At 68.6% G+C, this 24,398-nt stretch carries 16 protein-coding genes and 2 pseudogenes; 10 read left to right on the plus strand and 8 right to left on the minus strand.

Translation table 11 applies throughout. The features are described from left to right. Positions 1 to 551 precede the first annotated feature (551 nt). The 6 genes from OG798_RS54775 (at position 552) to OG798_RS54800 (ending at position 8,217) form a co-directional block, all read left to right on the plus strand. A complete protein-coding gene (locus OG798_RS54775; protein ID WP_328760273.1) occupies positions 552 to 959 on the plus strand; it encodes an ankyrin repeat domain-containing protein in 408 nt (135 codons plus the stop codon). Further along, a complete protein-coding gene (locus tag OG798_RS54780; protein ID WP_328760274.1) occupies positions 940 to 3,327 on the plus strand; it encodes a DEAD/DEAH box helicase in 2,388 nt (795 codons plus the stop codon). Before OG798_RS54775 ends, OG798_RS54780 begins: the two co-directional genes overlap by 20 nt. 58 nt (positions 3,328 to 3,385) lie before the next feature. Then, a complete protein-coding gene (gene tap, locus OG798_RS54785; protein WP_328760276.1) occupies positions 3,386 to 5,485 on the plus strand; it encodes a telomere-associated protein Tap in 2,100 nt (699 codons plus the stop codon). Positions 5,486 to 5,576: 91 nt separating this feature from the next. Beyond that, the gene (gene tpg, locus OG798_RS54790; RefSeq protein WP_328760277.1) at positions 5,577 to 6,134 is read left to right on the plus strand and encodes a telomere-protecting terminal protein Tpg; all 558 of its coding nucleotides are present in this window, start codon (positions 5,577 to 5,579) and stop codon (positions 6,132 to 6,134) included. 251 nt (positions 6,135 to 6,385) lie between these two features. Further along, positions 6,386 to 7,771 (plus strand): IS4 family transposase, encoded by a 1,386-nt coding sequence (locus OG798_RS54795; protein WP_328760278.1) that lies wholly within the window; start codon positions 6,386 to 6,388, stop codon positions 7,769 to 7,771. A gap of 194 nt (positions 7,772 to 7,965) precedes the next feature. After that, positions 7,966 to 8,217: an integrase core domain-containing protein gene (locus OG798_RS54800; RefSeq protein ID WP_328760280.1), complete on the plus strand. Its 252-nt coding sequence runs from the start codon at positions 7,966 to 7,968 to the stop codon at positions 8,215 to 8,217. 429 nt (positions 8,218 to 8,646) lie between these two features. Here OG798_RS54800 and OG798_RS54805 read toward each other — a convergent pair whose 3' ends face one another. Then, positions 8,647 to 9,108: an alcohol dehydrogenase catalytic domain-containing protein gene (locus tag OG798_RS54805; RefSeq protein WP_328760282.1), complete on the minus strand. Its 462-nt coding sequence runs from the start codon at positions 9,106 to 9,108 to the stop codon at positions 8,647 to 8,649. Between the two features lie 137 nt (positions 9,109 to 9,245). Beyond that, positions 9,246 to 12,098 (minus strand): helix-turn-helix transcriptional regulator, encoded by a 2,853-nt coding sequence (locus tag OG798_RS54810; RefSeq protein WP_328760284.1) that lies wholly within the window; start codon positions 12,096 to 12,098, stop codon positions 9,246 to 9,248. Between the two features lie 159 nt (positions 12,099 to 12,257). Here OG798_RS54810 and OG798_RS54815 point away from each other — a divergent pair, with 159 nt between their 5' ends. After that, positions 12,258 to 13,772: a 4-hydroxyphenylacetate 3-hydroxylase family protein gene (locus tag OG798_RS54815; RefSeq protein ID WP_328760285.1), complete on the plus strand. Its 1,515-nt coding sequence runs from the start codon at positions 12,258 to 12,260 to the stop codon at positions 13,770 to 13,772. Positions 13,773 to 13,791: 19 nt separating this feature from the next. Here the strand turns inward: OG798_RS54815 and OG798_RS54820 are convergent, their stop codons facing one another. From OG798_RS54820 to OG798_RS54835, 4 genes are all read right to left on the minus strand, one after another. Then, the gene (locus OG798_RS54820; protein WP_328760287.1) at positions 13,792 to 16,011 is read right to left on the minus strand and encodes a helix-turn-helix transcriptional regulator; all 2,220 of its coding nucleotides are present in this window, start codon (positions 16,009 to 16,011) and stop codon (positions 13,792 to 13,794) included. A 137-nt stretch (positions 16,012 to 16,148) separates the two neighbouring features. Then, positions 16,149 to 16,637 carry a flavin reductase family protein gene (locus OG798_RS54825; protein ID WP_328760288.1) on the minus strand — a complete coding sequence of 163 codons (489 nt, stop codon included), beginning with the start codon at positions 16,635 to 16,637 and terminating at the stop codon, positions 16,149 to 16,151. Between the two features lie 305 nt (positions 16,638 to 16,942). Continuing rightward, positions 16,943 to 17,812: a dioxygenase family protein gene (locus OG798_RS54830; RefSeq protein WP_328760290.1), complete on the minus strand. Its 870-nt coding sequence runs from the start codon at positions 17,810 to 17,812 to the stop codon at positions 16,943 to 16,945. Between the two features lie 67 nt (positions 17,813 to 17,879). Beyond that, positions 17,880 to 18,935, minus strand: coding sequence for a maleylacetate reductase (locus tag OG798_RS54835; protein WP_328760291.1), 1,056 nt, complete (start codon positions 18,933 to 18,935; stop codon positions 17,880 to 17,882). Positions 18,936 to 19,317: 382 nt separating this feature from the next. Between OG798_RS54835 and OG798_RS54840 the strand changes: the two genes are divergently transcribed. The 3 genes from OG798_RS54840 to OG798_RS54850 are packed head-to-tail and all read left to right on the plus strand — an operon-like array spanning position 19,318 to position 21,982. After that, positions 19,318 to 20,100 (plus strand): CoA transferase subunit A, encoded by a 783-nt coding sequence (locus OG798_RS54840; RefSeq protein WP_328760292.1) that lies wholly within the window; start codon positions 19,318 to 19,320, stop codon positions 20,098 to 20,100. Further along, positions 20,100 to 20,744 carry a CoA transferase subunit B gene (locus tag OG798_RS54845; protein WP_328760294.1) on the plus strand — a complete coding sequence of 215 codons (645 nt, stop codon included), beginning with the start codon at positions 20,100 to 20,102 and terminating at the stop codon, positions 20,742 to 20,744. Before OG798_RS54840 ends, OG798_RS54845 begins: the two co-directional genes overlap by 1 nt. Then, positions 20,741 to 21,982: a thiolase family protein gene (locus OG798_RS54850; protein WP_328760296.1), complete on the plus strand. Its 1,242-nt coding sequence runs from the start codon at positions 20,741 to 20,743 to the stop codon at positions 21,980 to 21,982. The genes OG798_RS54845 and OG798_RS54850 overlap by 4 nt, the downstream gene beginning before the upstream one ends. Before the next feature lie 230 nt (positions 21,983 to 22,212). Here the strand turns inward: OG798_RS54850 and OG798_RS54855 are convergent. Next, positions 22,213 to 23,046 (minus strand): annotated as a pseudogene (locus OG798_RS54855) (IS256 family transposase); the annotation flags it as partial. 128 nt (positions 23,047 to 23,174) lie between these two features. Continuing rightward, positions 23,175 to 24,360, minus strand: a pseudogene (locus OG798_RS54860) (IS110 family transposase). Positions 24,361 to 24,398 lie beyond the last annotated feature (38 nt).

Raw genomic sequence — 24,398 nt, forward strand, 5'->3', positions numbered from 1 at the left:
ATATGCCCCGGCAAGCCGGGGCATAGAGCACGAATTGCGCAAGCGCAATTCGAATTCCCGCGTAAACGCGGAATGGAATTCCGCAAGCGGAATTCTGACGGATGTCAATTCGCGCAAGCGCGAATTGAGGGAGTCCCGCAAGCGGGCCTCCTGGGGCTGGCTGCGAGGGGCGGTGCATCATGTTGAGGCCTGTGTAGCGACTGGGAATCCCAGCTGTCACCCCACGCAGGATGTGACGGGACATTAGTCTGACGGAGCGCCGGCCAGGCGCAGTGACGGGCTCCGCTGCGCTCCACCCGAACCCCTCCCCCATCTTCAAGTGCTCGTCGAGCAACCCGATGACACCCCGTCAGCATACACGCAAAATGGACACGACGGAGCGAGATTCGGTCACGTATCACCCTGAGATCGGAACCTTGACATAAAGGTGATGCATCATAGTGATGCACTGTGTAGAATCTGGAAGTAGACCGCACCCCCGGAACTGAGATGACCAATCGTTCGGTGGAAACACTCCTCGCTCTTTGCGGATCTGAAGCTCGGAGATGGTGATGGATAGCGAAATGATGCAGATGGCTGATGGTGTGGAGAGATGGACCCCTGTGCACCAGGCCGTGGAAATGAGTGACCACGAAGGGCTCACCATTCTGCTGGACGGTGGGACGGATCCGAACGAGATGTGTTTTGGACACACTCTGCTCACCCATGCCATAGACGTCGAAGGAGACGGTCATCTTCAGTCAGGTCACCCGTTGAACACAGCTGCCACCGCGATCCTGTTGGCGTACGGCGCCGATCCGCGGCTGCCCGCTGCGGATGGCGAGACTCCTTTGCAGATCGCGCAGCACTACAACCACAAGCCTGCCGAACGTTTGCTCCAGCGCTACCTGACACCCAGCAACGAAGAACCGCAGGCTCCGGGGGAAGACGACGACAGGGGTGGCTGTGAAGCTGCGTGACCACCAGATCGAGGCCGTCAGCGCCATCGTGCGCGGCCTGGATGTTCCGCCGGGCGGCATTCCCTCCAATGGTCTGCGCGGGCAGGTGCACGCCGCGTGCGGCACGGGGAAGACCATCATTGCCGCGTCGTCGGCAAGGCGGCTTGTGCCCAAGGGGCGCGTTCTCGTTCTGGTGCCGACGCTGGACCTTCTGTCCCAGACGGTGCAGGCGTGGCACGCGGCCGGGCACGCGGGGCCGGCGGTTGCGGTGTGTTCGCTCCAGGACGATCCGGAGCTGTGGGGCCTTCGGGTGCGCTCCACCACAAACCCTGTGCAGTTGGCGCTGTGGCACGGCTCCGGACCGGTGACCATCTATGCGACGTACGCCAGCCTTGGTGTCCTTGCGGAGGCGTTCGAGGGCGTCTACGGGCAGCAGTTGGCCCCGGTGGACCTCGCGGTGGTGGATGAGGCGCACCGGACTTCCGGGTCGATGGGCAAGGCGTGGGCGGACATCCACGACCAGAGCGTCATCCCCGCACACCGGCGGCTGTACCTGACAGCGACGCCGCGGATCTGGCAGGAGCGGCTCGACCGGGAGGTTGCCGAGGGAGTGCGCGATCCGCTGCCGAGGGAGATGGCGGCTTCCATGGACGACGAGGCCGTGTTCGGGCCAGTGCTCTACAAGCTGTCCCTCGCCTCGGCGGTCTCCCGCGGGCTGTTGGCGCGGTACCAGATCATCGTGCTCGAACTCCAGGACCCAGTCGTCACCCCAGAGCGGCTGATGGGCGAGGACCGGCACACCGAGGAAGTACGCGGGCAGCGCCTCGGAGCGCTCCAGGCCGCGCTCCTGCACACCATGGCGCAGCACGGGCTCCAGACGTGCATCACCTTCCACCACCGGACCATAGAGGCCCAGGCCTACGCGGAAGGCCTGGAACGCGTCGCCGCCAAACTGCACGCCGACCAACCCGAGACATACCCGAAGCGGATCTGGGCGGACTGGCTCTGCGGCGAACACGTCCCCGAGAACCGACGCGACGTCCTCGGCTCGTTCGGGTCCACGGCGCAGCGGGCCGTGCTCTCGAACTGCCGCGTTTTGGGCGAGGGTGTCGATATTCGAAGCGTGGATTCGGTTGCCCTACTGGACCCCAAGGGGGCGCCGCACGACATCGTCCAGGCCATCGGACGCGCGCTGCGGCAAAAGCCCGGACAGGGGAAACTCGCCTCACTGATCGTTCCCGTTTTCCTCCAGCCCGGAGAACAGCCGGAAGACATGTTCACCTCCGGGTCGTACCGACCCCTGGTGAAGGTTCTTGAGGGATTGCGGGCTCACGATGAAGAGGCCGTGGAACTGCTCGCCATTCCACAGGAGCCTCAGAAGGACGTGGCGCAGCCGTCCGTGCATATCGGTGTCGCGCCAGAAGAGGGTGAGGAAGAATCCCGGCTGCTGCTCCGTTTTGCCGCCCCCAGGGATCCGGTGATGGTCGCAGACTGGGTCTCCTTCAACGTGATCGACACCGAACGCCAGGACTGGGCACGCGGCTGGGCGGCACTCAAAAAATTCACGGAGCGTGAGCATCACGCCCGAGTGCCTTATGGGCACAAAGAGGGCGCGACACCCCTTGGACAATGGGTCGCGGAGCAGCGAAGGGCGTACGGCGCCGGGCAGATGACCGGCCAGCGCGCGAGGCGACTCGAACAGCTCGGCATGGTCTGGTCCCTGGCAGACGAGCGGTTCCAAGAGAACCTCGAAGCCGCGAAGGCCTACTACGACCAGCACTGGACGCTCTGCGCACCCCGGCCCGCGACGGCGCTGGACCGGCCCGTAGGACAGTGGCTGTCCAACCTCCGACGCCCATGCGCCCTCGAGGGCCACCCGGAGTGGGAGACCGCGCTGCGAGAGATCGATCCGGACTGGAACCCGGCGTGGCCGGCCGACTGGCAACGGCACTACGCCGCGCTGCAGGAGCTGGTGCGCGACGAGGACCAGGCGGAGGTCCTGCCCGGCTTCACGGTCCACGGTATGGACATCGGGAAGTGGCTGGCCCGGCAGCGGAAACCGGAGGTCTGGCAGGCCCTGACGGACGGACAGCGCGAGCGGCTGGAGCAACTCGGCATCGTGCCGCTGGCACCAGAGCCGGAGGAACCCGCGAAGCCATCCACGGCACCCCTGAGCGCCTTCGAGCGGGGCGTTGCGGCCCTGGCACAGTACAAGGCCCGCGAGGGCACCGTGACCGTCCCCAGGGGGCACGTAGAGCAGCTGCAGGACGGCACCGAAGTCAAGCTCGGAGTCTGGACCATGAACCAGAAAACCCGCCGCGCCAAGCTCACCGCCGACAAACTCCAGGCGCTCGCCGCGCTGGGACTGGAATGGGCTTCGGAAGGTTAAGGAGGGGGGTAAGTTGGTGGATAAGTTTTGGTTGGGTCTCGAGTAAAGGGTGCGGGGCATGCCATCTGAGGAAGAGCTGTTCGCGTCCGTCGACGCTCTATTGAATGAGAAGCCGCACCTGCCGCCTCCGGCGGAGCGGGCCCGGCTGCGTGAGGCTGCCGGTATCACCCAGGCCCGCCTCGCTACCGCGTTGAAGACGACGACTCAGTCGGTGAAGAACTGGGAGAACGGCCGAAGCGAGCCGAAGTCGCCGCGCCTGGATGCCTACCAGCGGCTGCTGAACGGGTGGGCGGCGAAGTATCCGGCCCCCGGCGCCGTCTCGGCTGCCGCGACGGTGCCGGCTGCGTCCGCCGCACCGGCCACGTCCAAGCTGGAGACGGCAGACGCCCCAGAGGCTCTCGACGTTCCAGGTGCGGGACCGGCGCGTCCCGCCGCCCTGGCTGGCGCGACATCGCGGCGTCCGGCCCCTCAAAAGGCTGCGAAGCCGGCAGCCGATCCGCGGTTCCCGCATGGCCCGCTCGCTGTGCTGGACGGTGACGGCTCCGCGTACGGCACGGGCGGCATCGTGCTCGACTGCCCGGCGACCACCATCCCGGAGCTGGTGGAGTGGACGCTCAGGGAATCCGGGCTCGGTGCGCCGCGTCTGCACCGCAACGGCAAGGACAGCGACCCGTTGATCGTGCTCACCGCCGCGGCCGCCGTGAAGCTCGGGCTGCCCGAGCGCTTGGAGGGCCATGAGCAGCGCCGCTCCCTGCGCCTTGCGGAGGATCACCCGGTGGTCAAGCAGGTGGTGAAGGCCAAGTGGCGGCTCACCCAGCGCGGGTTCGGACCGTGGGCAAGGATCTACCGCAAGGTCCAGGGGCGCGAACGGCAGTGCGTGCAGCTGGCGATCCTGTCGTGGGACGCCCTCGATGAGCGGTCCTGGCCCGGCGTCTCCGACATGGAGCCGGCCGACGTCGCCCGCGTCCTCGGCATCTACGCCCAGCGGGTCATCACACCGCGCGGCTCGACGGCCGTGTCCGGGCTGGAGCTGATGACGGCGCTGCGCCCGCCCACCCGCGCGGTGCAGGACCCGCAGACGGGGAACTGGCTGCCCGGCCACAACCCCGGCTCGCTCGGGACGGAGCCGATGGACCCGGCGCCGCCGGAGGCCACCGCCGAACACCCCGTCGTCGTCGACAGCGGCTGGAGCGGCGGATTCCTGAACGAGGAGGCGTACCAGTGGGTGCGCGACGTCAGCCTGCTGACGGATGAGGAGTGCACGCTGCCGTACGCGGTCGGCCTGGACCTGAACACCGCGTTCCTCGCCGCCGCGGCCCGCCTGGTCGTCGGCCTGTCCGCCCCGGACCACTTCCACGCCCCGACGTTCAACCCGAAGATCCCCGGCTCCTGGCTGGTCGACCTCTCCCACATCGAGCTGGACCCGCGCCTGCCCAGCCCGTTCACGCCGGACGGCACCCGCCCGACGGGACCAGCCTGGTACCAGACGCACACCGTCGCCTACGCCCAGGAGCTCGGCTACAACGTCCAGCCCCTCGAGGGGTACCTGCGCCGCGAGACCGGCGCCTACCTCGATCCGTGGCACGACCGGTTGAAGACCGCCTACGTCGACACCCTCGCCGACCTCAACGTCACCAAGGACCTCGACGACCGCCAGTTCCTTGCCGCGATGGAGCAGCACAAGGACGCCGACCCGGCGATGGCGGCCGTCCTCGCGGCCATCAAGGCCACCGTCAAGGGCGGCATCGGCAAGCTGCGCGAGCGCCCGCAGGGCAAGAAGTACAAGGAGGGCGAGCGGTGGCCGGCCCTGCAGCGGCCGACCTGGCGCCCCGACATCCGCGCCGCCGTCATCTCCAAGGCCCGCATCAACATGCACCGCAAGCTGCGCAACATGGCCACGATGACGGGTCTGTACCCGCTCGCCGTACTCTCCGACTGCGTCGTCTACCCCTCCCCGGGGCAGAGCCCGCTGGACTTCCTGCCCTACGCCGCCTCCGGCAAGCCCCAGCCCGGCGGCTTCCGCCTCGGACCCACCCCGGGCCTGGCCAAACTCGAAGGCGTCCAGTCGATGCTCTGGGCGGTCGACCTGATGGAACAGGGCCACAACCCCGCCCGCCACATCAAGGGCGGCGACGCCGTCCTCGACGAAGGCGAGTAGGCCAGTGCCCAACAACGCCCCGACGCACAAGACCTGTTTCCCGCCGGCCGACACCGGCGGCCAGGACCCCACCGCCGAGAAGGGCTGAGCCGTGGCAGAGATTGAGGACGCCATCGAGCGGGCCGACCGGGAAGCGTTCACCCGCCAGCCGCCCAAGACCCTCAAGAGCCAGATCGGCTACCTGATCAAGCAGCTCAAGACGACCCGGGCTGTCGCCGAGGAGATCGGGGTGAGCCAGCGGTCGGTGGAGCGCTACCGCAAGGGCGAACGCAAGCACCCGCCCCAGGCCATCGCCGAACGGATCGACGCCGCCGTACGGCAGCGATGGCAGCCCCAGGTCCGCAAACGCCGGCAGAAGCAGGCGGCCACCGCGACCGGGATCACGGTGGAGACGAGGGCCCGCTTCGGGTACACCGCGCCCATCGGCACGACCGACGACGGACGCTTCCGCCGCCTCACCGTCCACCTCCCCCCGGCGTACGCGCAGCGCCTGTTCGACGCCCGCAACACGGGCGCCAGCGACCAGCAGATGCGCCAGATCATCGCCGAAGGATTCAAAGACGTGTATTTCCAGGACGGCGGCAGCCGCGCCACAGGCCTCTCCGACGTCACCCTCAACGACATCGACTACCTCGACCTCGACTACTGAGTCCGGTCCCCCTGCCGGGGACAGCCCTCAGCGACCTCAAAGCCGGCTGACAACCCCAGCCAGTCAGCGCCGCCGTACCCTGCTGAGCGATCGTGCCCCTTCTCGTGCAACACCGTTGCGTTATGCCGTCCGGCGCCTTGTCAAGTTCATGAACGAGAGGACGGGACCCCTGGTAGATCCCTGTGGTGTCGAGCCCAGAGATCGTCGTACCGGAGGTCCCGTTGCCGCGGCATTCTGCCACCCTGCCACCCGTGGCGTCAGCTCACGATGTGTATGCTCCCGGCCACCTGGGAGAGTTGACGCAGGTCATCGACCCGCAGCTGGTTGACGCCGTCCTCGAGGAGACAGGCTCGCGTGAACGGCGCGTGCGGTTGCTGCCTGCGCGGGTGGTGGTGTACTTCGTGCTCGCTCTCGCCTTCTTCGAGCGCTCGTCCTACCAGGCGGTGTGGGACAAGCTATGCGCGGGATTACGGGGGATCGCGGTGACGCGGCCGTGCGCCTCCTCATTGTCGCGAGCCCGGCGCCGACTGGGCAGCGCCCCGCTGCGCCGCCTGTTCGAGATCCTGGCCGGTCCGGTGGCCGCCCGGGCACAGTCCGGCTCCTTCTACCGCGGTCTGCGGGCGGTCGCGGTGGACGGCACCACCTTGAGCATCCCCGACGAGGAGGCAGTGACCTGGCGCTTCCCCAAGCACCGCGGTCAGGTGCTCGAATTCGGCTACCCCCTGCTGCGCCTGGTGACGCTGGTCGAGTGCGGCACCCGCGCCCTGCTCGGCGCGGCCTTCGGCCCGGACACCACCGGCGAACTGGGCTACGCGCGCCGCCTGCTGTCTCACCTGGACGCCTCGATGGTGCTGCTGGCCGACGCCTACTACGACGCATACGACTTCCTGGAGGCAGTGACCGGCACCGGCGCATCCTTCCTGCTGCGCTCGACCCGCAAGCGGCGCCCGACGGTGCGCCGCCCGCTGCCGGACGGCTCCTACCTGACCACCGTCTGCGCCGGGAGATACCAGGCCGGGCGCGGTTACGGGCGGCTCGAGGTACGGATCATCGAAGCCTGGATGACCATCGAGCTGGCCGACGGCACCCGCCGCACCGAGCTGTGGCGGCTGATGACCAGTCTCCTGGACGCCGAGCGCTACCCCGCCCACGAGCTGATCACGTTGTATCACCGCAGGTGGCAGGCAGAGACCTGCTACTTCTCGTTGAAGTCGACCCTCCTCGACGGACGGGTGCTGCGCTCGCGGACGGTCCCTGGGCTCGAGCAGGAGGTCTACGCCCTGCTGACGGTCTACCAGGCGCTGATGCGGACCGCGGACGACCTGGTCACGGCCCAGCCGGGCCTGTCGGCGGAGCGCGTCAGCCTCATCCGGCTGCTCAACGCCGCCGCTGACCAGATCGTGGCCGCCCGCGGCATCGCCCCGGCCGGTCCGGTGGGCCTCGTCGGGGCGATCGGTCGTGTCGCCCTGGCCCGCCTCCTGCCGAAGGGCCGACGCTGGCGGCTGAAGGCCCGCGTCCGCAAGCGCAACAGCAAGTACACGTTCACTACCGGCAAGCACCCCAGAACAGCCCAGGCGTACTCCCTTCACTTCGAGATGATCAAGGCAGGCGGCCTTGACGCCACCAACGGTGGCTAAACGCAACGGTGTTGCCTTCTCGTGGTGTAGCCGATCAACTGGTGGGCTTGTTCGTGGTGTTGGGGAGTGCGGGGGTGTCCCTCCCCTCGTAGCGTGGAGTCCGTGATTGCAGGGGAAGTTGGGGTTGATCTTCCACAGCGACCGCGGCCGAATACGGCTCCCGGCGCTTTCGCCGGGCCTGTCGTCGCTTGGGCGTGACCCAGTCCATGGGCCGCGTCGGGTCGTGTTTCGACAACGCCGTCAGCGAGGCGTTCAACAGCGTGCTCAAGGTCGAGTACGTCTACCGGCACACGTTCGCCACCCGCACCGAGGCTCGACTGCGGATCGCGACCTGGATCACCGGCTTCTACAACACGCACCGACTACACAGCGTGTGTGGATATCAGAGTCCGATCGACTACGAGCACGACCACCGGGCCAACTCCGCCTTGGAGCTGGCCGCTTAGAAGATCTCCACAGTTCGAGGGGATTGACACTCCACTTCGACGTCACCATTTCGGGCGACGCCGGGAGTCAGCTACCGGGGACCCTGGCGTCTCCCCGGACCGGACTTCCACCGGCTGGCTATCCTGAGCTTGTCGTCCGGCTACATCAGCCGGTTGGCCACCAGCGCCTCGATGACCTGCCCGTGCGTCACATGCGCACTCGCGCCAACCTGGGCACACCGCATCGCCGATCCCGGCCAGGTCCAGCCGACGAGTGAACTCGGAAACGACAGGCAGAGCGCCCAGGCGCTTCTCCACCACGGACGTCACCGCTACTTCAAAACGCTGACGCTCAGACCGTGGCCGCGGGGACCGGGAAGACTTCGACACACTCCACCCAACTCCACACCCCGGCCCAGGGACACCCCCGGACCGGTCACACCATACGAATCAACGACCCGCGAAGTACAGGTCTAGGTGGGCGTGGTCGACCAGCTCCTGCCTTGCGGTGAGCGCCGCCAGGGGGACGGCCGCTGCGCTTCGGTGGTCCAGTCGGGCCGGTTGGGCGACGAGGGTCCCGGCCGGCGCGCCGACGTACTCGGCGGCGGCTCCGTCACGCAGGAACGGGGTGAGTCCGTAAACCTTGGTGCCCAGGGCGGGAGCTGTGGCACCGGCTCCGTGCTCGGCCACGACGCCGGACACCTCGTGCGCGGGAATGACGGGTGTCCGCTCACGCCCGGATCCGTCGGAGCTGTCGGTCCAGGTAGCGTCCCAGGCAAGTTCTCCCGTGGTGATGGAGGCGGCCCGTACCGCGACGGCAGTATCGCCGGGCCCGGGACGCGGTGCGGTCTCGTGGACCAGTTGTTCGGGGCCTCCGCGTCGGTGAGCGCGTACTGCGCGCATCGTGTTCATGAGGCGGTCACTTCCTGATGAATGACGGTGCCGTGCCGGAGGCCACGCCGTTGCGTCCAGCATCACGGGTGGTGCCGGAGCCAGGCATCACCCATTCAAGGGATCCCTGTCACCGTGCCCTGTGGTCGGTGCACCGCTCAGTCGGCCCCGTCAACGCTGATGCCCCGCTCGATCGCCAGCCGGGTCAGCTCGACCCGCGAGTTGATGCCGAGCTTGGTGAAGATGTGCTTCATATGCGTGTTGACGGTGTGCACGGACACGTAGAGCCAGTCGGCGATGGCCCGGTTGGTGAGGCCCTCAACGACGAGCGGGATCAGTTTCCGCTCGGATTCGGTCAGGCTCTCCAACCCCTGAGGACCGGCCGTGTGGTTCCGCACGGGGGCGGTGCGCACGCCGAGCTGGCGCAGGCGCCGCCTGATCCGTTCTTGATCGCGCCCGGCTCCTGAGGCTGACGCCAGCTGACCCGCTTCTTCGAAGTACGGGATCGCCGGCGTCGTATCGGCCGATGCTGCCATGAGCTCGCCGAGGTCCTCACAGGCCGCCGCCAGGGCCAACGGCCTGCCGGTGCTCCGGTAGCCGGTGATGGCGGACTCCAGTGCACGGGGGTCGCGGTGGAGCAGGCCGTCCACGTGGGCGCGGACTGCCCCGATGATCTGCCCGCTCTCGTCCTGTGCAGCCAGGCTGCGCAGTGCGCTGGACACGGCCTGCGCGAGAGACGGGTCCTCCCCGCGGAGCGCGATGCGCACGATCGAGGGCCACTGGGACGGAGGTACCGCAAGCAGCCGCGTCGGCTCACGGCTTTTGAAGCTTCCCGTGAGTGCCATCGCCGCTTCGCTGTCTTCGCCCTCCGCGTCCGCCAGGCCGGCGCGCGCGAGAGCCACCCACAGGCCGTACCGCTGCGCGTTCGTGCCGGAGCCGGCTTCGGCAGCGCGGAGATGGTCCCTCGCCCTGGCAAGGTCACCGCGCCTGATCTCCACCAGTGCCAGCACGGAGCGAGCCAGCGGATTCGGCTGGGTGATCTCAAGTTCGTCCGCCACCGCCAGACCGGCCTCGGCCTCCACAGCCGCGTCGTCCAGCACGCCCTGTTCGAGCAGGGCGCAGGCACGGCGAGCGTGCCAGTGGGGAAGTGACCAGCCGAGGCCCAACGCCTCCGCTTCGCGCTGTCCCTCGCGCAGCACCCGCTCGGTGTCCGCGAGCCGGTCGGTGGCGGTCAGCACGGTGGCCAGCCACAGCGCCGGGATCCGCGGGGGCCGCAGGTAGAGTGCGGCGGATTGGGTGCCGGCGCGTCGGGTGGCCTCCTCAGCAAGCTCGAGGGCGCGGGCCAGGCGCCCACGGTAGAAGAACGTCTGCGACTGGAACACCATGGCGCTGACGACGACGGCCGGATCGTGGCTGCGGTAGGAGGCCTCGACCAGCCCGGGGCCGGTCTGCTCGGCAGCGGTGATGTCCCCGAGGTACATGTGGCCCGTCGCCTTGGTCTTCAGCAGCCGGACGCGCACGTCGGGCGGCAGCGCGGGTAGGTCCAGGGCCTGCTGGAGGTGTGTCATCGCGGCGGCGTCGTCGCCCGCGGCCTGGTGGATCTCGGCGGCCACCAGGCGCAGGCATGCCTCCTGCAGTGGCTCAAGGCCTTCCGGCAGAGTGGCGTCGACCAGGTCGAGCGCCTCATGAACCCGGCGGGTCCGGCCGAGGTACTCGGCGGCGTCGGTCAGCAGGGTGATGCGACGCCGGTCGTGTCGGGGCAGCAGTCCGGCGACCCGCTGAGCCAGGTCCGCAGCCGCGTCGGGGGCCGACGACGACAGTTCCCGTACGGCGGTGATCAGCGTGGTCACGGCATTGTCGTCGACTGGGCCGCCCGACATGACGACGTGCCAGGCTGCCTCGGCCGATCGTGCCCCGATGCCACGCAGGCTGTCGGCCGCGTCCCGGTGCAGAGCGGTCCGTACGGCCAGAGGCAGGTTTTCGTGGACAGCCTGCCGTATGAGGTCGTGACGGAAGGCGAGTCGCGGGCCGTCGGCCGAGAGCAGACCGGCGTTCAGGGCGGCCTCGACGCCCGACAGCAGGCTGCCGACCTGCCTGCCGAGCATGCGGGCGGCCGTGCCGAGGTCGAATTCGCGGCCGAGGACGGACCCGATCTGGAGCAGGCGCACGGCATCTTCGGGGAGCCGGTCCAGACGCGCGGCGATACTCCGCCGGAAACTGACGGGGATGCCGTCGTGCAGGAGGCTCGCCTCGCCCGCCTCCATTTTGACGGCATCCGTGTCGGCGAAAGCGCGCACCAGCTCGATCGCCAGGAAAGGATTGCCCGCGACGCCTCGCAGGAGCCTGGCCAGACCGGGTGACGGCCTCGCCCCGAGGACATCGGCCGCGATGTCCTGCAGCTCCTGCTGTGGCAGGGGGCCGAGGGTCAGCCATCGGGCTCCGAGACGTTCGAGGTCCTCCCGCACCCTGGCCACGGTCGGTCGCTCGGTGTCCGACCGTACCGCCAGCACCCACAGGATCCGCGAGGCGGCCAGTCGTCCAGGCAGGGTGCGGAGCACGAAGAGCGTAGCCGGATCCGCCCACTGTGCGTCGTCCACAAGCACGGCCACCGGGGCGCGCTGAGCCCGGTCCTCCAGAGCGTCCGCGATGCTGTCCAGCAGCCAGAGCCGCTGGTCGTCGGTGGCTGCGGCGGCTCGGTTGGAACCATCGGAGGACTGCAAGGCGGACTGCAGTGCGGCTCCTGCCGCGTACTGGTCGAGCTCATCGGCGCGTACCGACACCACATCGAACCCGGACCGCCGCGCCATCTCGTCCAGCTCCGCGAGCAACCGGCTCTTGCCGACGCCGGGCGCGCCTTCCACGACGACGCAGGCGCCCCGTCCGCCACGCACCGCGTCCAGGGCCTCATGGACAGCCGCGATCTCGCGGTCCCGTCCCCGCAGGCGCGGCCCGGTCATGGCCTGGTTCCGACGCCCACCGGCCTGGTCGTCGGCGGGGTCTGTGCTGCTCATGGGGCAAGCATGGCGCACGGCCACATCTCCCCTCAACGTCGGTTCCCCGGTGATCGCCGCTTTCACCCGGGTGATTGCCGGCTGCGCGCCGTCCTCTCACCCTGCCGCGACGCATGCTCCATGCCATCCGGATCTGTTGCCCCTGGAGAGGAGCACGACGTGCGTACAGGCAAGGAATACCTGGCAGCGCTGAACGACGGCCGCAAGGTGTGGGTGGGTGATGAACTCGTCGACAACGTGGCCACGCACCCTAAGACCCGGGCGTACGCCCGGAGCCTCGCGGCCTTCTACGACCTGCACCACCGCCCGGACCTCCAGGACGTCATGACGTTCGTGGACGAGGGTGGCGTCCGGCGGTCCATGACGTGGTTCCAGCACCGCTCCAAGGAGGACCTGCTGCGCAAGCGGACCTACCTGGAGACGGTGCAGCGGGAACTCGGCGGCGGGGCGATCCCGCGCACACCGGATGTCAACAACTACGTCCTGCTGACCTACATCGACGACCCGGAGCCCTGGAGCAGCCAGTCCGTCGGGACCGACGGGAGGGACCTCACCGAGGGGATCCTCGACTTCTGGAACGTGGTGCGGGACGGTGACCTCAACGCGACGCCAGCCTTCGTCGACCCGCAGGCTAACCGCTCGCGCGATTCCGCACAGGCCGAGTCACCTGCCCTGCGGGTGGTCGGCACCTCGGACGAGGGCATCACCGTGCGGGGTGTGAAGGCGATCAGCACCGGCGCGGCCTTCGGGGACTGGATCCACATCGGCGTCTTCTACCGCCCCGGCATTATTGCGGAACAGATCATCTACGGGGCGGTGAAGCCCGACACCCCCGGGGTCACCATCATCTGCCGGGAGAGCAACGTCCGCGACGGTGAGGAGGTGGAGCACCCGCTCGCCTCGCAGGGTGACGAGCTGGACAGTGTCATCGTGTTCGAGGACGTGCTCATCCCCTGGAACCGTGTCTTCCACATCGGTAACCCCCAGCACGCGTCGCTGTACCCGCAGCGTGTCTTCGACTGGCTGCACTACCACTCGGCGATGCGTGCGATGGTGAAGGCCGAGCTGATGCTCGGTCTGGCCCTGCTGATCACCGAGCACATCGGCACCTACCAGCTGCCGCCGGTCCAGGCCCGGGTCGCCCGGTTCGCCGGCTTCCACCAGACGCTCAAGGCGCATCTGATCGCTTCGGAGGACCAAGGGTTCTTCACCCCCGGCGGCATCTACAAGCCGAACGTCCTGATGTTCGACTTCGGGCGGGCGTACTACCTCGAGCACATCGCCGAGATGGCCCACGAGCTCATCGACCTGTCCGGTCGTGCCGCGCTCATCTACCCCACCGAGGGGCAGTGGCAGCAGCCCGAACTGCGGCCGTGGCTGGAGGCGCTGCAGACCGGACCGGTCGGCAGGCCCTACGACCGGCTCAAGATCAGCCGAGTGATCCGCGACATGTTCCTGTCCGACTGGGGCGACCGCGTCAGCACCTTCGAGAACTTCAACGGCACGCCCCTGCTGGCCATCCGTACCCTCACCATGAAGCGCGCCGAGATGTCCCCGAGCGGCAGCATGGCAGACCTCGCGCGCAAGGTCTGCGGCATCGAGAACGTGAGCGACGACGACGAGACCGCGTACAAGGCTCAGGCGAACTACGCCCGACGCCAGGACGCCTCGTAGCAGGATGCCAAGGCCCGGATCAGAGCACGCCGCACTCCCGGGCCCTGGCGACCGCTTCGCTCCTGTCGTGTGCGTCGAGTTTGCGGAAGATCGCGCGTACCTGTGTCTTGACGGTGTTGTGGGACACATAGAGCTCGGAGGCGATCTCACGCAGTGTCAGCGCACCGCACAGGGCACGGAGCACTCGGCGCTCCCCCCGCGACAGGTCCTGGGGGCGGGGGGCGGCAGGTGTCACCACTGTGTCCCCGCCAACTCGGCCGAGCAGGTCCGTCAGTACGCCGGGCGACTCGCACCGGGCCGCCGCTCGCTCGGCTGCTTCGCGGGCCTTTCGCGCCGCGTCCGTGTTGTGCCGCGCGCTCTCAAGTCGCGACCGCGTGAAGTGGTACAAGGCGCGTACGTGGGGTTCGCTTTCCGTCCGGGGCGAGGCCGCCAGCGTCGCTTCCGCGTCGGCCAGGACCCGTTCGGCCTCCTCGATCTGTCCCTCTTCGAGGAGTAGGCCGGCCCGACCGATGTAGGCAGGCACAGAGACGAAGTGCCCGCCCAGGCCGGCCGTCGCAACCGTCTTGAGGGCCTCGTCACTCAGAATTCGCGCCAGCTCGTGCCGTCCGGCCAGCAGCGCGCACACCGCCCGCGAACCCAGCGCGCGCACGAGAACCAGGCCGTGCCCGGCAGCATGCGCATCACGGGTCGCCTCGCCGAGCAGCGCCTCCGCCTCCTCGTACCGGCCCGCCCACAGCAGAGCCGCACCGCGGGCCGTGCAGGCCAGGGCGCGCCAGGACGTCAACGGCAGGGTGCCGGCAACGGCGGATTCGCCCAGACGGCCGGCGGTCAGGACCTCCCCCTTCAGAAAGCAGGCAATGGCCTGGGCGACGGCTGCCGCGTCGGACACCGTGCTGCCTTCGCCGACCGTCTCCGGTCCCGTCTGCCTGAGCTGGGCCACATCCAGCCAGCGCCGGGCCGTTTCCGGGGCGCCCCCTGAGAGAGCCGCCATCGCCGCCACGACGCACAATCTCGCGTCGACGGCGACCGTGCAGGGCGGCAAGAGGTCCAGCCAATGCGAGACCTCCGCACTACGGCCCGCTGAGATCGCCTTCTCCCAGCCGTCGAGGACCGACGCAACGGCCGCGGACTCATCGCCGCCCAGCGTCCAGTGCCGTACGGCCACAGTCGTCTCCCCCTGCCGGGAGTACCACTGAGCCGCCGACCGGTGCAGGGACACGACGGTGTCCGACCGTTCGGACTCAAGGACGTCGGACAGCAGCGAAGACAGCGCTCGATGATGCCGGTACGCCGACGGATCGGCGGCGACGGGCACGAGCAGTTGCACGGTCCGTGCGAGCTCGCGCAGCAGTACGCCCGCCCGCTCCCCGGCCAGGGCCTGGCAGGGCCCGGTACTCAGCTCGTCGAGCACACTGGTACGCAGCAGGAACTCGCGCTGTTCGGTGGTGAGCCGATAGAGCACCTCGGTGGCCAGATACTCGGTGACCCCTTGCCTGCCGCGGGCCAAGTTCGCTTCCCGGTCAGCCTCGTTCGCCGAGCGGGCGAGGGCGCGCCCCATGATGCACAGCCCCGCCGCCCATCCCTCGGTGGCCTCGTACAACGCGCTCGAAGTGTCCGCGCTCGGAGCAGACCCGAGCAGATCGGTGAGCACTGCCTGTGCTTCCTCGGGGGTGAAGGCCAGGTCGTGCTGGTCGAGTTCGGCGGTCAGACCTCGGGCGCGCAGGGTCGGAAGGGGTCTTCCGGGAATGTGCCGGGTCGACAGAATGACGCGGAAGCCGTGGGGAAGCCTTGTCAGGAAGTCCGCCAGGCTGCGCACTGCGTCGGCGTCCGTGATGGATTCCAGTCCATCGAGGATCAGCGTGAGCGGTTCCTCTCCGCCCAGTCCGGTCACAAGACTCGGCAGGATCTCCTCGAGCCATGCGTCGACCGTCCACCCATCGCTGTCGAGGCGGGCGGGCAGGTTCGGTCGTGCGTGGTGCACCGCTCGCAGGATGCAGGTCCAGAGGCGGCCCGGGGCGTTGTCGTACGCGTCCAGGCTGAGCCAGGCGCACTCTCCGCGAGCCGCCAGGCCTCGCGACCACTCGGTCAGGAGCACCGTCTTCCCGGCGCCGGCCGGCGCGGAGACCACCACCACGGGCTCGGTCGCCGTGTCAAGCCGGCGCAGCAGACGCGGGCGTGTCAGGAGATGCGGGGGCTGAGCCGGAGGATGCAGCTTGAATGTCGCAACGGAGCTGGTCATGGCACTTTCCGTCGAGTCGTCGGGACGAGCGGAGCCCCCGACGCCCATGGCTCGCCTTGCAGGAGCCGGGCATCGGGGGCGGTGGCGGGCCGGTCACGGGCCTGGCAGCGGCCTCCTTCGGACCGCTGCCACCAGGCCTAGTGCGAAGCCCTGAGCGCGCCGAAGCCGCCCGCGAAGTGGACCAGCGGTCGGCAATCCACCTGGTGTGCGCAATAGCGGACCTCACCCACGAAGATGGTGTGATCGCCACCGGGGAGCGCCTCGGCGACGTCACACACGACAGCCGCGATGGCGTCCTTCAACACCGGCACGCCGTGGTCGTCGAAGGTCTCGACGCCCGCGAACTTGTCCGCCTTCGAGGCGGCGAAGTTCCGTGCCAGGTGCTCGCTGTCCTCGCCGAGGACGTTCACGGCGAATCGGCCGTGTTCCGCGATCGCGGTCCGTGTGTACAGGTGGTTGCTGATACACACGAGCAGTTGGAGCGGGTCCAGGGAGAGAGCGGACACGGCACTCGCCGTCATGCCGATAGGCGTGCTTCCGGAGCACGTGGTGATCACGCTGACACCCGTGGCGAGCCGGCTCATCGTGGCTCGGAAATCGACTGTCGTGTGAAGGGTTTCAGTCATCGGAGGACCTCCGTGAAAGTCGGGAAGAGCGTCGGCCTGTTGCGCAGGACACCGGGTGAACTCACCGTCCCGCTGGGTGGGTTGGCGGGCATGTCGTTCGAGTAGGGCAAGAAGGCGGGCGGCTGCCCCATGACGTGCGCGAGGTCATCGCGCGCGTGGTGGACGGATCGCGCCTCGCCCAGTTCGGGGCGGAGTTGCGGGCCGGCCCGGTACCGGGGGCTGCCACGGTCTGTCGGCTCATCGACGCAGTCGGTCGACCAGGCGTCTCAAGTCCGCGGACGGCGGCACTCCGAGCTCCTTCATTCTCAGTCCGTGGGGACGGGTTCGAGGACGAAGGTGTGGCGCAGCAGGGTGTAGGGCACGTCGGTCAGCCCGCTGCAGGGCCCGGCGTCGGCCGCGTACGTGTCATAGGACTCGACCAGCGACTCCTTGACCCCGAACACCGGATCAGTGTCCAGGTACGGGTCGTCCGAAGGGAACAGCATGCTGGTCACGCGCTGGAATCCCGGAGCGTCGATCAGCAGGTGCACATGGGCGGGACGCATGGGCGACCTGCTGGTCGCGTTCAAGAGTTCGCCGACCGGGCCGTCACCGGGTATCGGGTAGCTGGACGGGCGAATGGAACGGAAGCTGAAGTGTCCCGTCTCGTCGGTCCGGAACAGCGCGCGCATGGCCGGGTCGACTTGGCCGGGCACATCCACGTCGTAATGGCCCTCCGAGTCACTGTGCCAGACATCCACCCCGGCGCCGGTCACCGGCGCTCCCTCACGGTTCACGACCCGTCCCTCGAAGAACAGCGGGGTGCCGGGCAGGCCTGCGGAGATGTCGGCGGCGTCGGCGTGCTGCGGCCTGTCCTGCCTGAAGAAGGGGCCCAGGACGCTGTTCTGTGTGGCATTGGCGGGGCGTCGATTGCTCAGCGCATCGACCAGCATGGTGACGCCCAACACGTCGGACAGCAGGATGAACTCCTGGCGCGTCGGCGTGCACGTCTGCCCGGTGCGCGTCAGGAAGTCCACTCCCTGGTCCCACTCCTCCTCCGTCAGTTCGACATCACGGACGAAGGCGTGGAGGTGCCGCACCAGTGATTCCAGGATCTCCGCGACACGGGCATCCTTGGTGTCCCGCATGGTCGAGATCACGGCCTGGGTGATGGTGTCGCTGGTCAGATCACGCATGGCGCGCTCCCTTGGTCATTGAGTGTTCGATGACGGAGTCGGTCTGGGTGTCGTTGCCCGCTGACGTTCACGGCGTCTCCCCGGCCCAGGCGCGGGTCAGGAGGGCGTGGACAGCTGTCCGATCCACTGGACGCGGATTCCAGTAGCCGTCCCGCACGATGAGTTCGGCCGCCTGCTCGATCCCCGACTCGGGCATGCCGAGGTCCCGCAGTGCCCTGGGGGCGCCGAGCCTGCCGGCGAAGTCGAAGAGACCGCTCGCGGCGTCGTCCCCCGGCAGCGCCTGCGTGATGCGTGCCATGGCTTCGGGGGCGGCCGGCCCGTTGTAGGCGACCACGTGCGGCAGGACGACAGTGTGGGTTTCGGCGTGCGGAAGGCCGAATGTGCCGCCCAGCACGTGGCACACCTTGTGGTGCAGGGCCATGCCCACCGTGCCGAGGCACGTGCCCGCCAGCCACGCCCCGTACAACGCATCCGCCCGCGCCTCGCCGTCGTCCGGACGTCGCGCGATGACCGGAAGGGATCGGGTGAGGGAATCGAGCGCTTCACCAGCCATCAGGAAGGCGACCGGGTCCCGGTCCTGTGCGTAGAGGGCCTCCACGGCGTGCGCCATCGCGTTGATGCCGCTGACCACCGATATCGCCGCCGGAAACGTGAGCGTCAGGTCGACGTCGTACACCACCGTCTTGAGCAGCGCTTCCGGCAGCCGCCGGGTCGTCTTCCTGCGGCCTTCGGTCTCTCCGAGGATCGGCGTCATCTCCGAGCCGGCATAGGTGGTGGGCAGCGCCAGCTGCGGAAGACCGGTCCGCACGGCGATCGCCTTGCCGAGGCCGATGGTCGATCCACCGCCGATGGCGAGCACGGAGTCCGCTCCCACGGATCTGGCGTACGCGACCGCCTTCTCCGTGACCTCGACAGGAGTGTGCGGGGCCGCTTCGGTGAACGTTCCCGCGGCTGCCGCACCCAGCAGGTCGCGCATCTCCGCTGCCTGGTCCACTTGACCAGGTGTGCACAGGATGAGCACCCGACGGCATCCGAGAGCATCGGCCTCTTCGGGGATACGACTGCGTGTACCGCTGCCGAAGACCACCTTGGTGATCTGTCCCCGATGCACGAATGTCTTCATTAGAATTTCCTCGGTCCTGCCACTCCGCTGTTTATGGAAGAAAGCCTCGGCACTCGAATGATGCGCGTCAACGGAATCCGTGAGTGATAACGAGGATCGGCGTAGGAATACCTTGTTCGCACGACGCACACCGACAGGTCGGCATAGAGATCCCGTGCGATATCACTCATCTGTGGGATGCCGACGGATGCCAGGGCGTTGGAGTGTGGGCGCAGGTGCCTGTCAGGTGAGACACGACGAGACAGGCGTGTCTGCGGCCGAGCCGCTCCCGCAACGCCCGCAACGCCCGCAAAATATTAAAGAACCCGGCCGAATTCTTGACATTGCTTTACGGAAACAGCGTCCGGTGGGTCCGCATTGGCGAGAGGCAGAGTAAATAAAGATGGATAAAGTGGTCACCACGGCCTTGGAGGCGGTGGCCGATGTGCCGGAGGGTGCGTCGTTGGCGGTGGGCGGGTTCGGGTTGAGTGGTGTGCCGAACGTGCTGATCCAGGCGTTGTTCGAGCGGGGGGTGTCGGGGCTGTCGGTCGTCTCGAACAACTGCGGGGCGATGGAGTCCGGGCTGGCCGTGTTGTTGGCGGCGGGCCGGATCGGGCGGGTGACGGGCTCCTACATCGGGGCGAACAAGGAGTTCGCGCGGCAGTATCTGGCGGGTGAGCTGGAGGTGGAGATGATCCCGCAGGGCACGCTCGCGGAGCGGTTGCGTGCGGGTGGTGCGGGGATCCCCGCCTTCTACACCCCGGCCGGGGTCGGCACCCAGGTCGCGGACGGCGGCCTGCCCTGGCGCTACGACGGCTCCGGCGGGGTGGCGCTGGCGTCGCCGCCGAAGGAGGTGCGCGAGTTCGACGGCACCGAGTACGTGCTGGAGCGCGGCATCCGCACCGACTTCGCGCTGGTCAGGGCCGCGAAGGGCGACCGGCACGGCAACCTCGTCTTCAACAGGTCCACCCGGAACTTCAACCCCCTCGCGGCGATGGCGGGAAAGGTGACGATCGCCGAGGTGGAGGAGCTGGTCGAGCCCGGCGCGATCGATCCGAACGCGGTGCACCTGCCGGGAATCTTCGTACAGCGGGTGGTGGCCCTCACGCCGGAACAGGCAGCAGGCAAGAAGATCGAGCAGCGCACGGTGTCCGTGCCTGCGGCACGAGGGTCGGTGAACGGCTGATGGCCTGGAGTCGCGAGGAGATGGCCGCCCGGGCCGCGCGGGAGCTGGAGAACGGCCAGTACGTCAATCTCGGCATCGGGCTGCCGACGCTGATCCCCAACCATCTGTCCGAGGGCGTGGAAGTGGTCCTGGAGTCGGAGAACGGGATCCTGGGCACCGGCCCATACCCCACCGAGGAGCAGGTCGACCCGGATCTGATCAACGCGGGCAAGGAGACCGTGACGGTGCTGCCCGGCGCCTCCTTCTTCGACTCGGCGCTGTCCTTCTCGATGATCCGCGGCGGCCACATCGACGTGGCGGTGCTGGGTGCGATGCAGGTCTCCGCGCACGGGGACCTGGCGAACTGGGCGGTCCCCGGGAAGATGATCACGGGAATCGGCGGTGCGATGGACTTGGTGCACGGCGCCCGTAGGGTCATCGTCGTGATGGCGCACACCGCCAAGGACGGCTCACCGAAAATCCTCACTGAGTGCGTGCTGCCGCTGACCGGGAAGCGTTGCGTGAACCGGATCATCACCGACCTCGGCGTCCTCGACATCACCGACGAGGGCCTGGTGCTGGTCGAGTGCGCACCAGGCGTCGGCGTCGAGGAGATCATCGCCAAGACCGACGCCAAGCTGACCGTCGCGGAGGGCCTGAAGTGAGGAACGTATATATCGTCGACGCCGTGCGCACGCCGATCCGGCGTCACAACGGCGGTCTGGCCTCGGTACGCCCTGACGACCTGGCCGCACACGCCATCCGCGAACTCCTCACCCGAAGCCCCCAGTTGGATCCCGCGCGCATCGCGGACGTGTACTTCGGCAACGCCAACGGCGCCGGCGAGGAGAACCGCAACGTCGGCCGCATGGCGGCACTGCTCGCGGGCCTGCCCACGTCGGTGCCAGGCGTGACGGTCAACCGGCTGTGCGCCTCCGGTCTGGAGGCCGTTATTCAAGCCGCCCGTGCCATCGCGGTCGGAGACGCCTCCATCGCCGTCGCCGGTGGCGTGGAGTCGATGACCCGCGCGCCATACGTGCTGCCCAAGTCGGACCGACCCTTCCCGGCCGGACACGCCGAGCTGTACTCGACCACGCTGGGCTGGCGCATGGTCAACCCGAAGATGGACCCGCAGTGGACCATCCCGCTCGGCGAGTCGGCCGAACTCATCGCCGACAAGCACAAGATCAGCCGCGAGCAGCAGGACGAGTACGCGCTGAGCAGCCACCAAAAGGCCGCGAAGGCTCAGGCCGAGGGCCTGTTCGAGCCCGAGCTCGCCCCCGTGTCGATCCCCCAGCGCAAGGGCGATCCGGTGCTCTTCGCCGCCGACGAGTCCGTCCGCCCGGACGCCTCTCTGGCCGCGATGGCCAGACTCAAGCCCTCCTTCCGCACCGCGAGCGAAGCGAGACGGGGGTCCCCCCGGCCGGAGGCTGGGGAAGGCACCGTGACCGCGGGCAACGCCTCACCCCTCAACGACGGCGCCGCCGCGCTCCTCCTGACCGACGAGCAAGGCCTCAAAGCCACCGGCCGCGAGCCGCTGGCCCGTGTCTCGGCCACCGGTGTCTCCGCGATCGACCCGCAGTACTTCGGTCTCGCCCCTGTAGAGGCCGTCAACCGGGCCCTCGCCAAGGCGGGCAAAGGCTTTGACGACCTGTCCGTCCTGGAGCTGAACGAGGCTTTCGCCGCGCAGGTCCTCGGGTGTGTGGCCGAATGGCCCGAGTTCGACCCGGCGATCCTCAACCCGCAGGGCGGCGCCATCGCCCTCGGGCACCCCCTCGGCGCGTCCGGCGCCCGCCTCGCCGGAACCGTCGCCCACCAACTCGCCCGCCGCGGCTCCGGCACCGGCATCGCGACCCTCTGCATCGGCGCGGGACAAGGCCTCGCCCTGGTCCTCGAACGCTGACACGAATGCGCCCGCATCGGCGTCGATCCCGGCTGCGACAGCTCTACCACTGCCTCCAGACCAGCGAACTGTTCGACGATGGCGGCGTCTGGCGGCTGCGGTGCCCCCGGGGCAAGGCGGCAGATCGGCACCGGGACGAGTGGTCGTTGAGGTGTGCGCTGTCCTGCGAGCCGGCTCGGCCAGTAGCCGCAGGACACGCGGATGGCGTCGACCACCATCGTCGGCACACGGGCCGACTTCGGGATCGCGTTGAGCACATTGGCCGTTTTGTGAACCCAGCACCGCTGATGGCAGGCCTCGGGCAACACCTCGGCCAGGGCCTTCCAGAAGCCCAGTGCCCCGTCGCCGACCGCGAGGGCCGGAGCGCGCATCCCGCGCCGTGCGCAGTCACGCAGCAGGTCGGCCCAGGACTCGGCGGACTCCCGGTAGCCGTCGGCCATCGCGATCAGCTCCTTGGTGCCGTCCGAGCGCACGCCCATGACGACCAGCACGCAGGACTTCGCCTCCGACAGGCGGATTCGCCGGTGGATGCCGTCGGCCCACACGTAGACGTAGTCCGTGGCCGTCAGGTCGCGCTCGCCGAATGCCTCGTGATCGGACTGCCACTGCGTCGTCAGCCGGGTGACCGTGGTGGGCGAGAGGCCGGCGGAGGAGCCGAGGAACTGCTCCAGAGCGGGCACGAAGTCCCCCGACGACAGGCCGTGCAGGTAAAGCAGGGGCAGCACCTCGCTGATCTTCGGGGACTTGCGGGCCCAGGGCGGCAGGATCGCCGAGGAGAACCGCCTGCGCTCACCGGTGGACTCGTCGACGCGCTTGTCGTTGACCCGTGGGGCCTTCACCTCGATCGCCCCGGCCGCGGTCGTGACCTTCCGCGGCTGGTGGAAGCCGTTGCGCACGACCAGACGCCGCCCGGACTCGTCCCGATGATCGGCCAACTCGGCTATGTACGCGTTGACTTCCGCCTCCAACGCGGCGGCCAGCATCCGCCGTGCGCCCTCGCGGACGATGTCGTCAATCAGGGAGCCGTGTGGTGTTGATCCGTCTTCGTTGACTACCGTGAACACGGGCGTGCCTTCCCGACCGACGCGCCAACGTCGGCCTACTCGATGACCATCACAGGATCATTCGGGAAGGTACGCCCTTCACGCGCCAACCCGAGGCTGATCCACAGACATCCGAGCTTGGTAAGAAGTCAAGTAGTGGCTGGCGCGAGAGCTGGGAATGCCTTGGTGGGATCGAATTTCTGGCCGGTGGCCAGGCAGTGGTGCAGGCAGCCCAGGAGTCGGTTGAACACGTGCCGCATGGCGGCGGTGTGCCGGTCTCCTCGGGCTCTGCGCCGGTCGTAGTGCTCCTTCACCTGTGGTGAAGGCAGGGCTCCGAAGATCCACACGTAGCCGGCGGCGGGCCAGCCGCTGGTTCTTCACGCGGCGGTGGTGCACGGCGTGGCTCTTGCCGCTGGCGACGGTGATCGGTGCGGCTCGGGCGTATGCCTTGAGGGCGCGGGCATCGCGGAAGCGGGAGCGGTCATCACCGATCTCGCCCAGCACGCGGGCGCCGGTGAGCGGGCCGATGCCCGGGAAACTGCTGAGGATCTCGGCGTCCGGGTGCTGGTCGAACGCCTCAGCTGCCGCACCGGCAAGGTCGTCCGCCGCTCGGCAGGCGGCATCCAACTGCCCTACCAGAGCGGCGGTCTGGTGTCCCATCGCCTGTTCGACCAGGGGGAGCTGGTGGAGGTAGTCGCCGGTGAAGAAGATGGTCCGCAGACGTTCGGTCCAGGTGTCGATGTTGCGCTGCCGTCCCGACTTGCGCAGCAGCGACCGCAACTGGGCGCGCGTCAGTCGCGCGGCCGCCGTGGGGTCCGGAGCCGCAGCGAGCACGGTCCGCGCTTCCCGGGAGTCCAGTCCGATGCCCCGGACTTGGAAGGCCGCCAGGGCGGCCGGGAAGTACTGCTTGAGGTGCGAGCGGAGCTGGTTGTTTAGCTGGGCGCGGTTCCAGACCGCGTCCTGCTGGGCGCGGGCGAGCACCGAGATGGCCTGGGCGAGCTCGGAGTCGGCGGGCAGCGGGCGGTGGACGTCCGCGTCCGTGCGCAGGATGTTGGCCAGCGCCATCGCGTCGGCATGGTCGGACTTGGCGCGGGCGACGCGATGGCGCTCTCGATAGCGGGCGACCGCCATCGGGTTGATCGAGTACACCTTCCGGCCGGTGGCGCGCAGGCAGGCGAACAGAAGGCCCCGTGCCGTCTCGACCGCGACCGGGATGGGGTCCTTCGGACTGTCTCCAGCCTCGGCCAGCATGTTCAGCAGCTGGCGGTAGCCCTCCGCGTCGTCGTCGATGTGCCTCTTGGCGACGAGCTGGCCGGCCCCGTCCACCAGAGCCACGTCATGATGGTTCCTTAAGAATGTGAGGCGGTCCGGGA

It is taken from the genome of Streptomyces sp. NBC_00271 (assembly GCF_036178845.1).
Lineage (GTDB): Bacteria > Actinomycetota > Actinomycetes > Streptomycetales > Streptomycetaceae > Streptomyces.

What these genes read in the sequence shown, in the direction of transcription:
- OG798_RS54830 (WP_328760290.1), bottom strand. Translation starts at nt 17,812, where the DNA reads ATGCGTGATCTGACCAGCGACACCATCACCCAGGCCGTGATCTCGACC.
- OG798_RS54825 (WP_328760288.1), bottom strand. Translation starts at nt 16,637, where the DNA reads ATGACTGAAACCCTTCACACGACAGTCGATTTCCGAGCCACGATGAGC.
- tap (WP_328760276.1), top strand. Translation starts at nt 3,386, where the DNA reads ATGCCATCTGAGGAAGAGCTGTTCGCGTCCGTCGACGCTCTATTGAAT.
- OG798_RS54845 (WP_328760294.1), top strand. Translation starts at nt 20,100, where the DNA reads ATGGCCTGGAGTCGCGAGGAGATGGCCGCCCGGGCCGCGCGGGAGCTG.
- OG798_RS54840 (WP_328760292.1), top strand. Translation starts at nt 19,318, where the DNA reads ATGGATAAAGTGGTCACCACGGCCTTGGAGGCGGTGGCCGATGTGCCG.
- OG798_RS54835 (WP_328760291.1), bottom strand. Translation starts at nt 18,935, where the DNA reads ATGAAGACATTCGTGCATCGGGGACAGATCACCAAGGTGGTCTTCGGC.
- OG798_RS54775 (WP_328760273.1), top strand. Translation starts at nt 552, where the DNA reads ATGGATAGCGAAATGATGCAGATGGCTGATGGTGTGGAGAGATGGACC.
- OG798_RS54805 (WP_328760282.1), bottom strand. Translation starts at nt 9,108, where the DNA reads ATGAACACGATGCGCGCAGTACGCGCTCACCGACGCGGAGGCCCCGAA.
- OG798_RS54810 (WP_328760284.1), bottom strand. Translation starts at nt 12,098, where the DNA reads ATGAGCAGCACAGACCCCGCCGACGACCAGGCCGGTGGGCGTCGGAAC.
- OG798_RS54820 (WP_328760287.1), bottom strand. Translation starts at nt 16,011, where the DNA reads ATGACCAGCTCCGTTGCGACATTCAAGCTGCATCCTCCGGCTCAGCCC.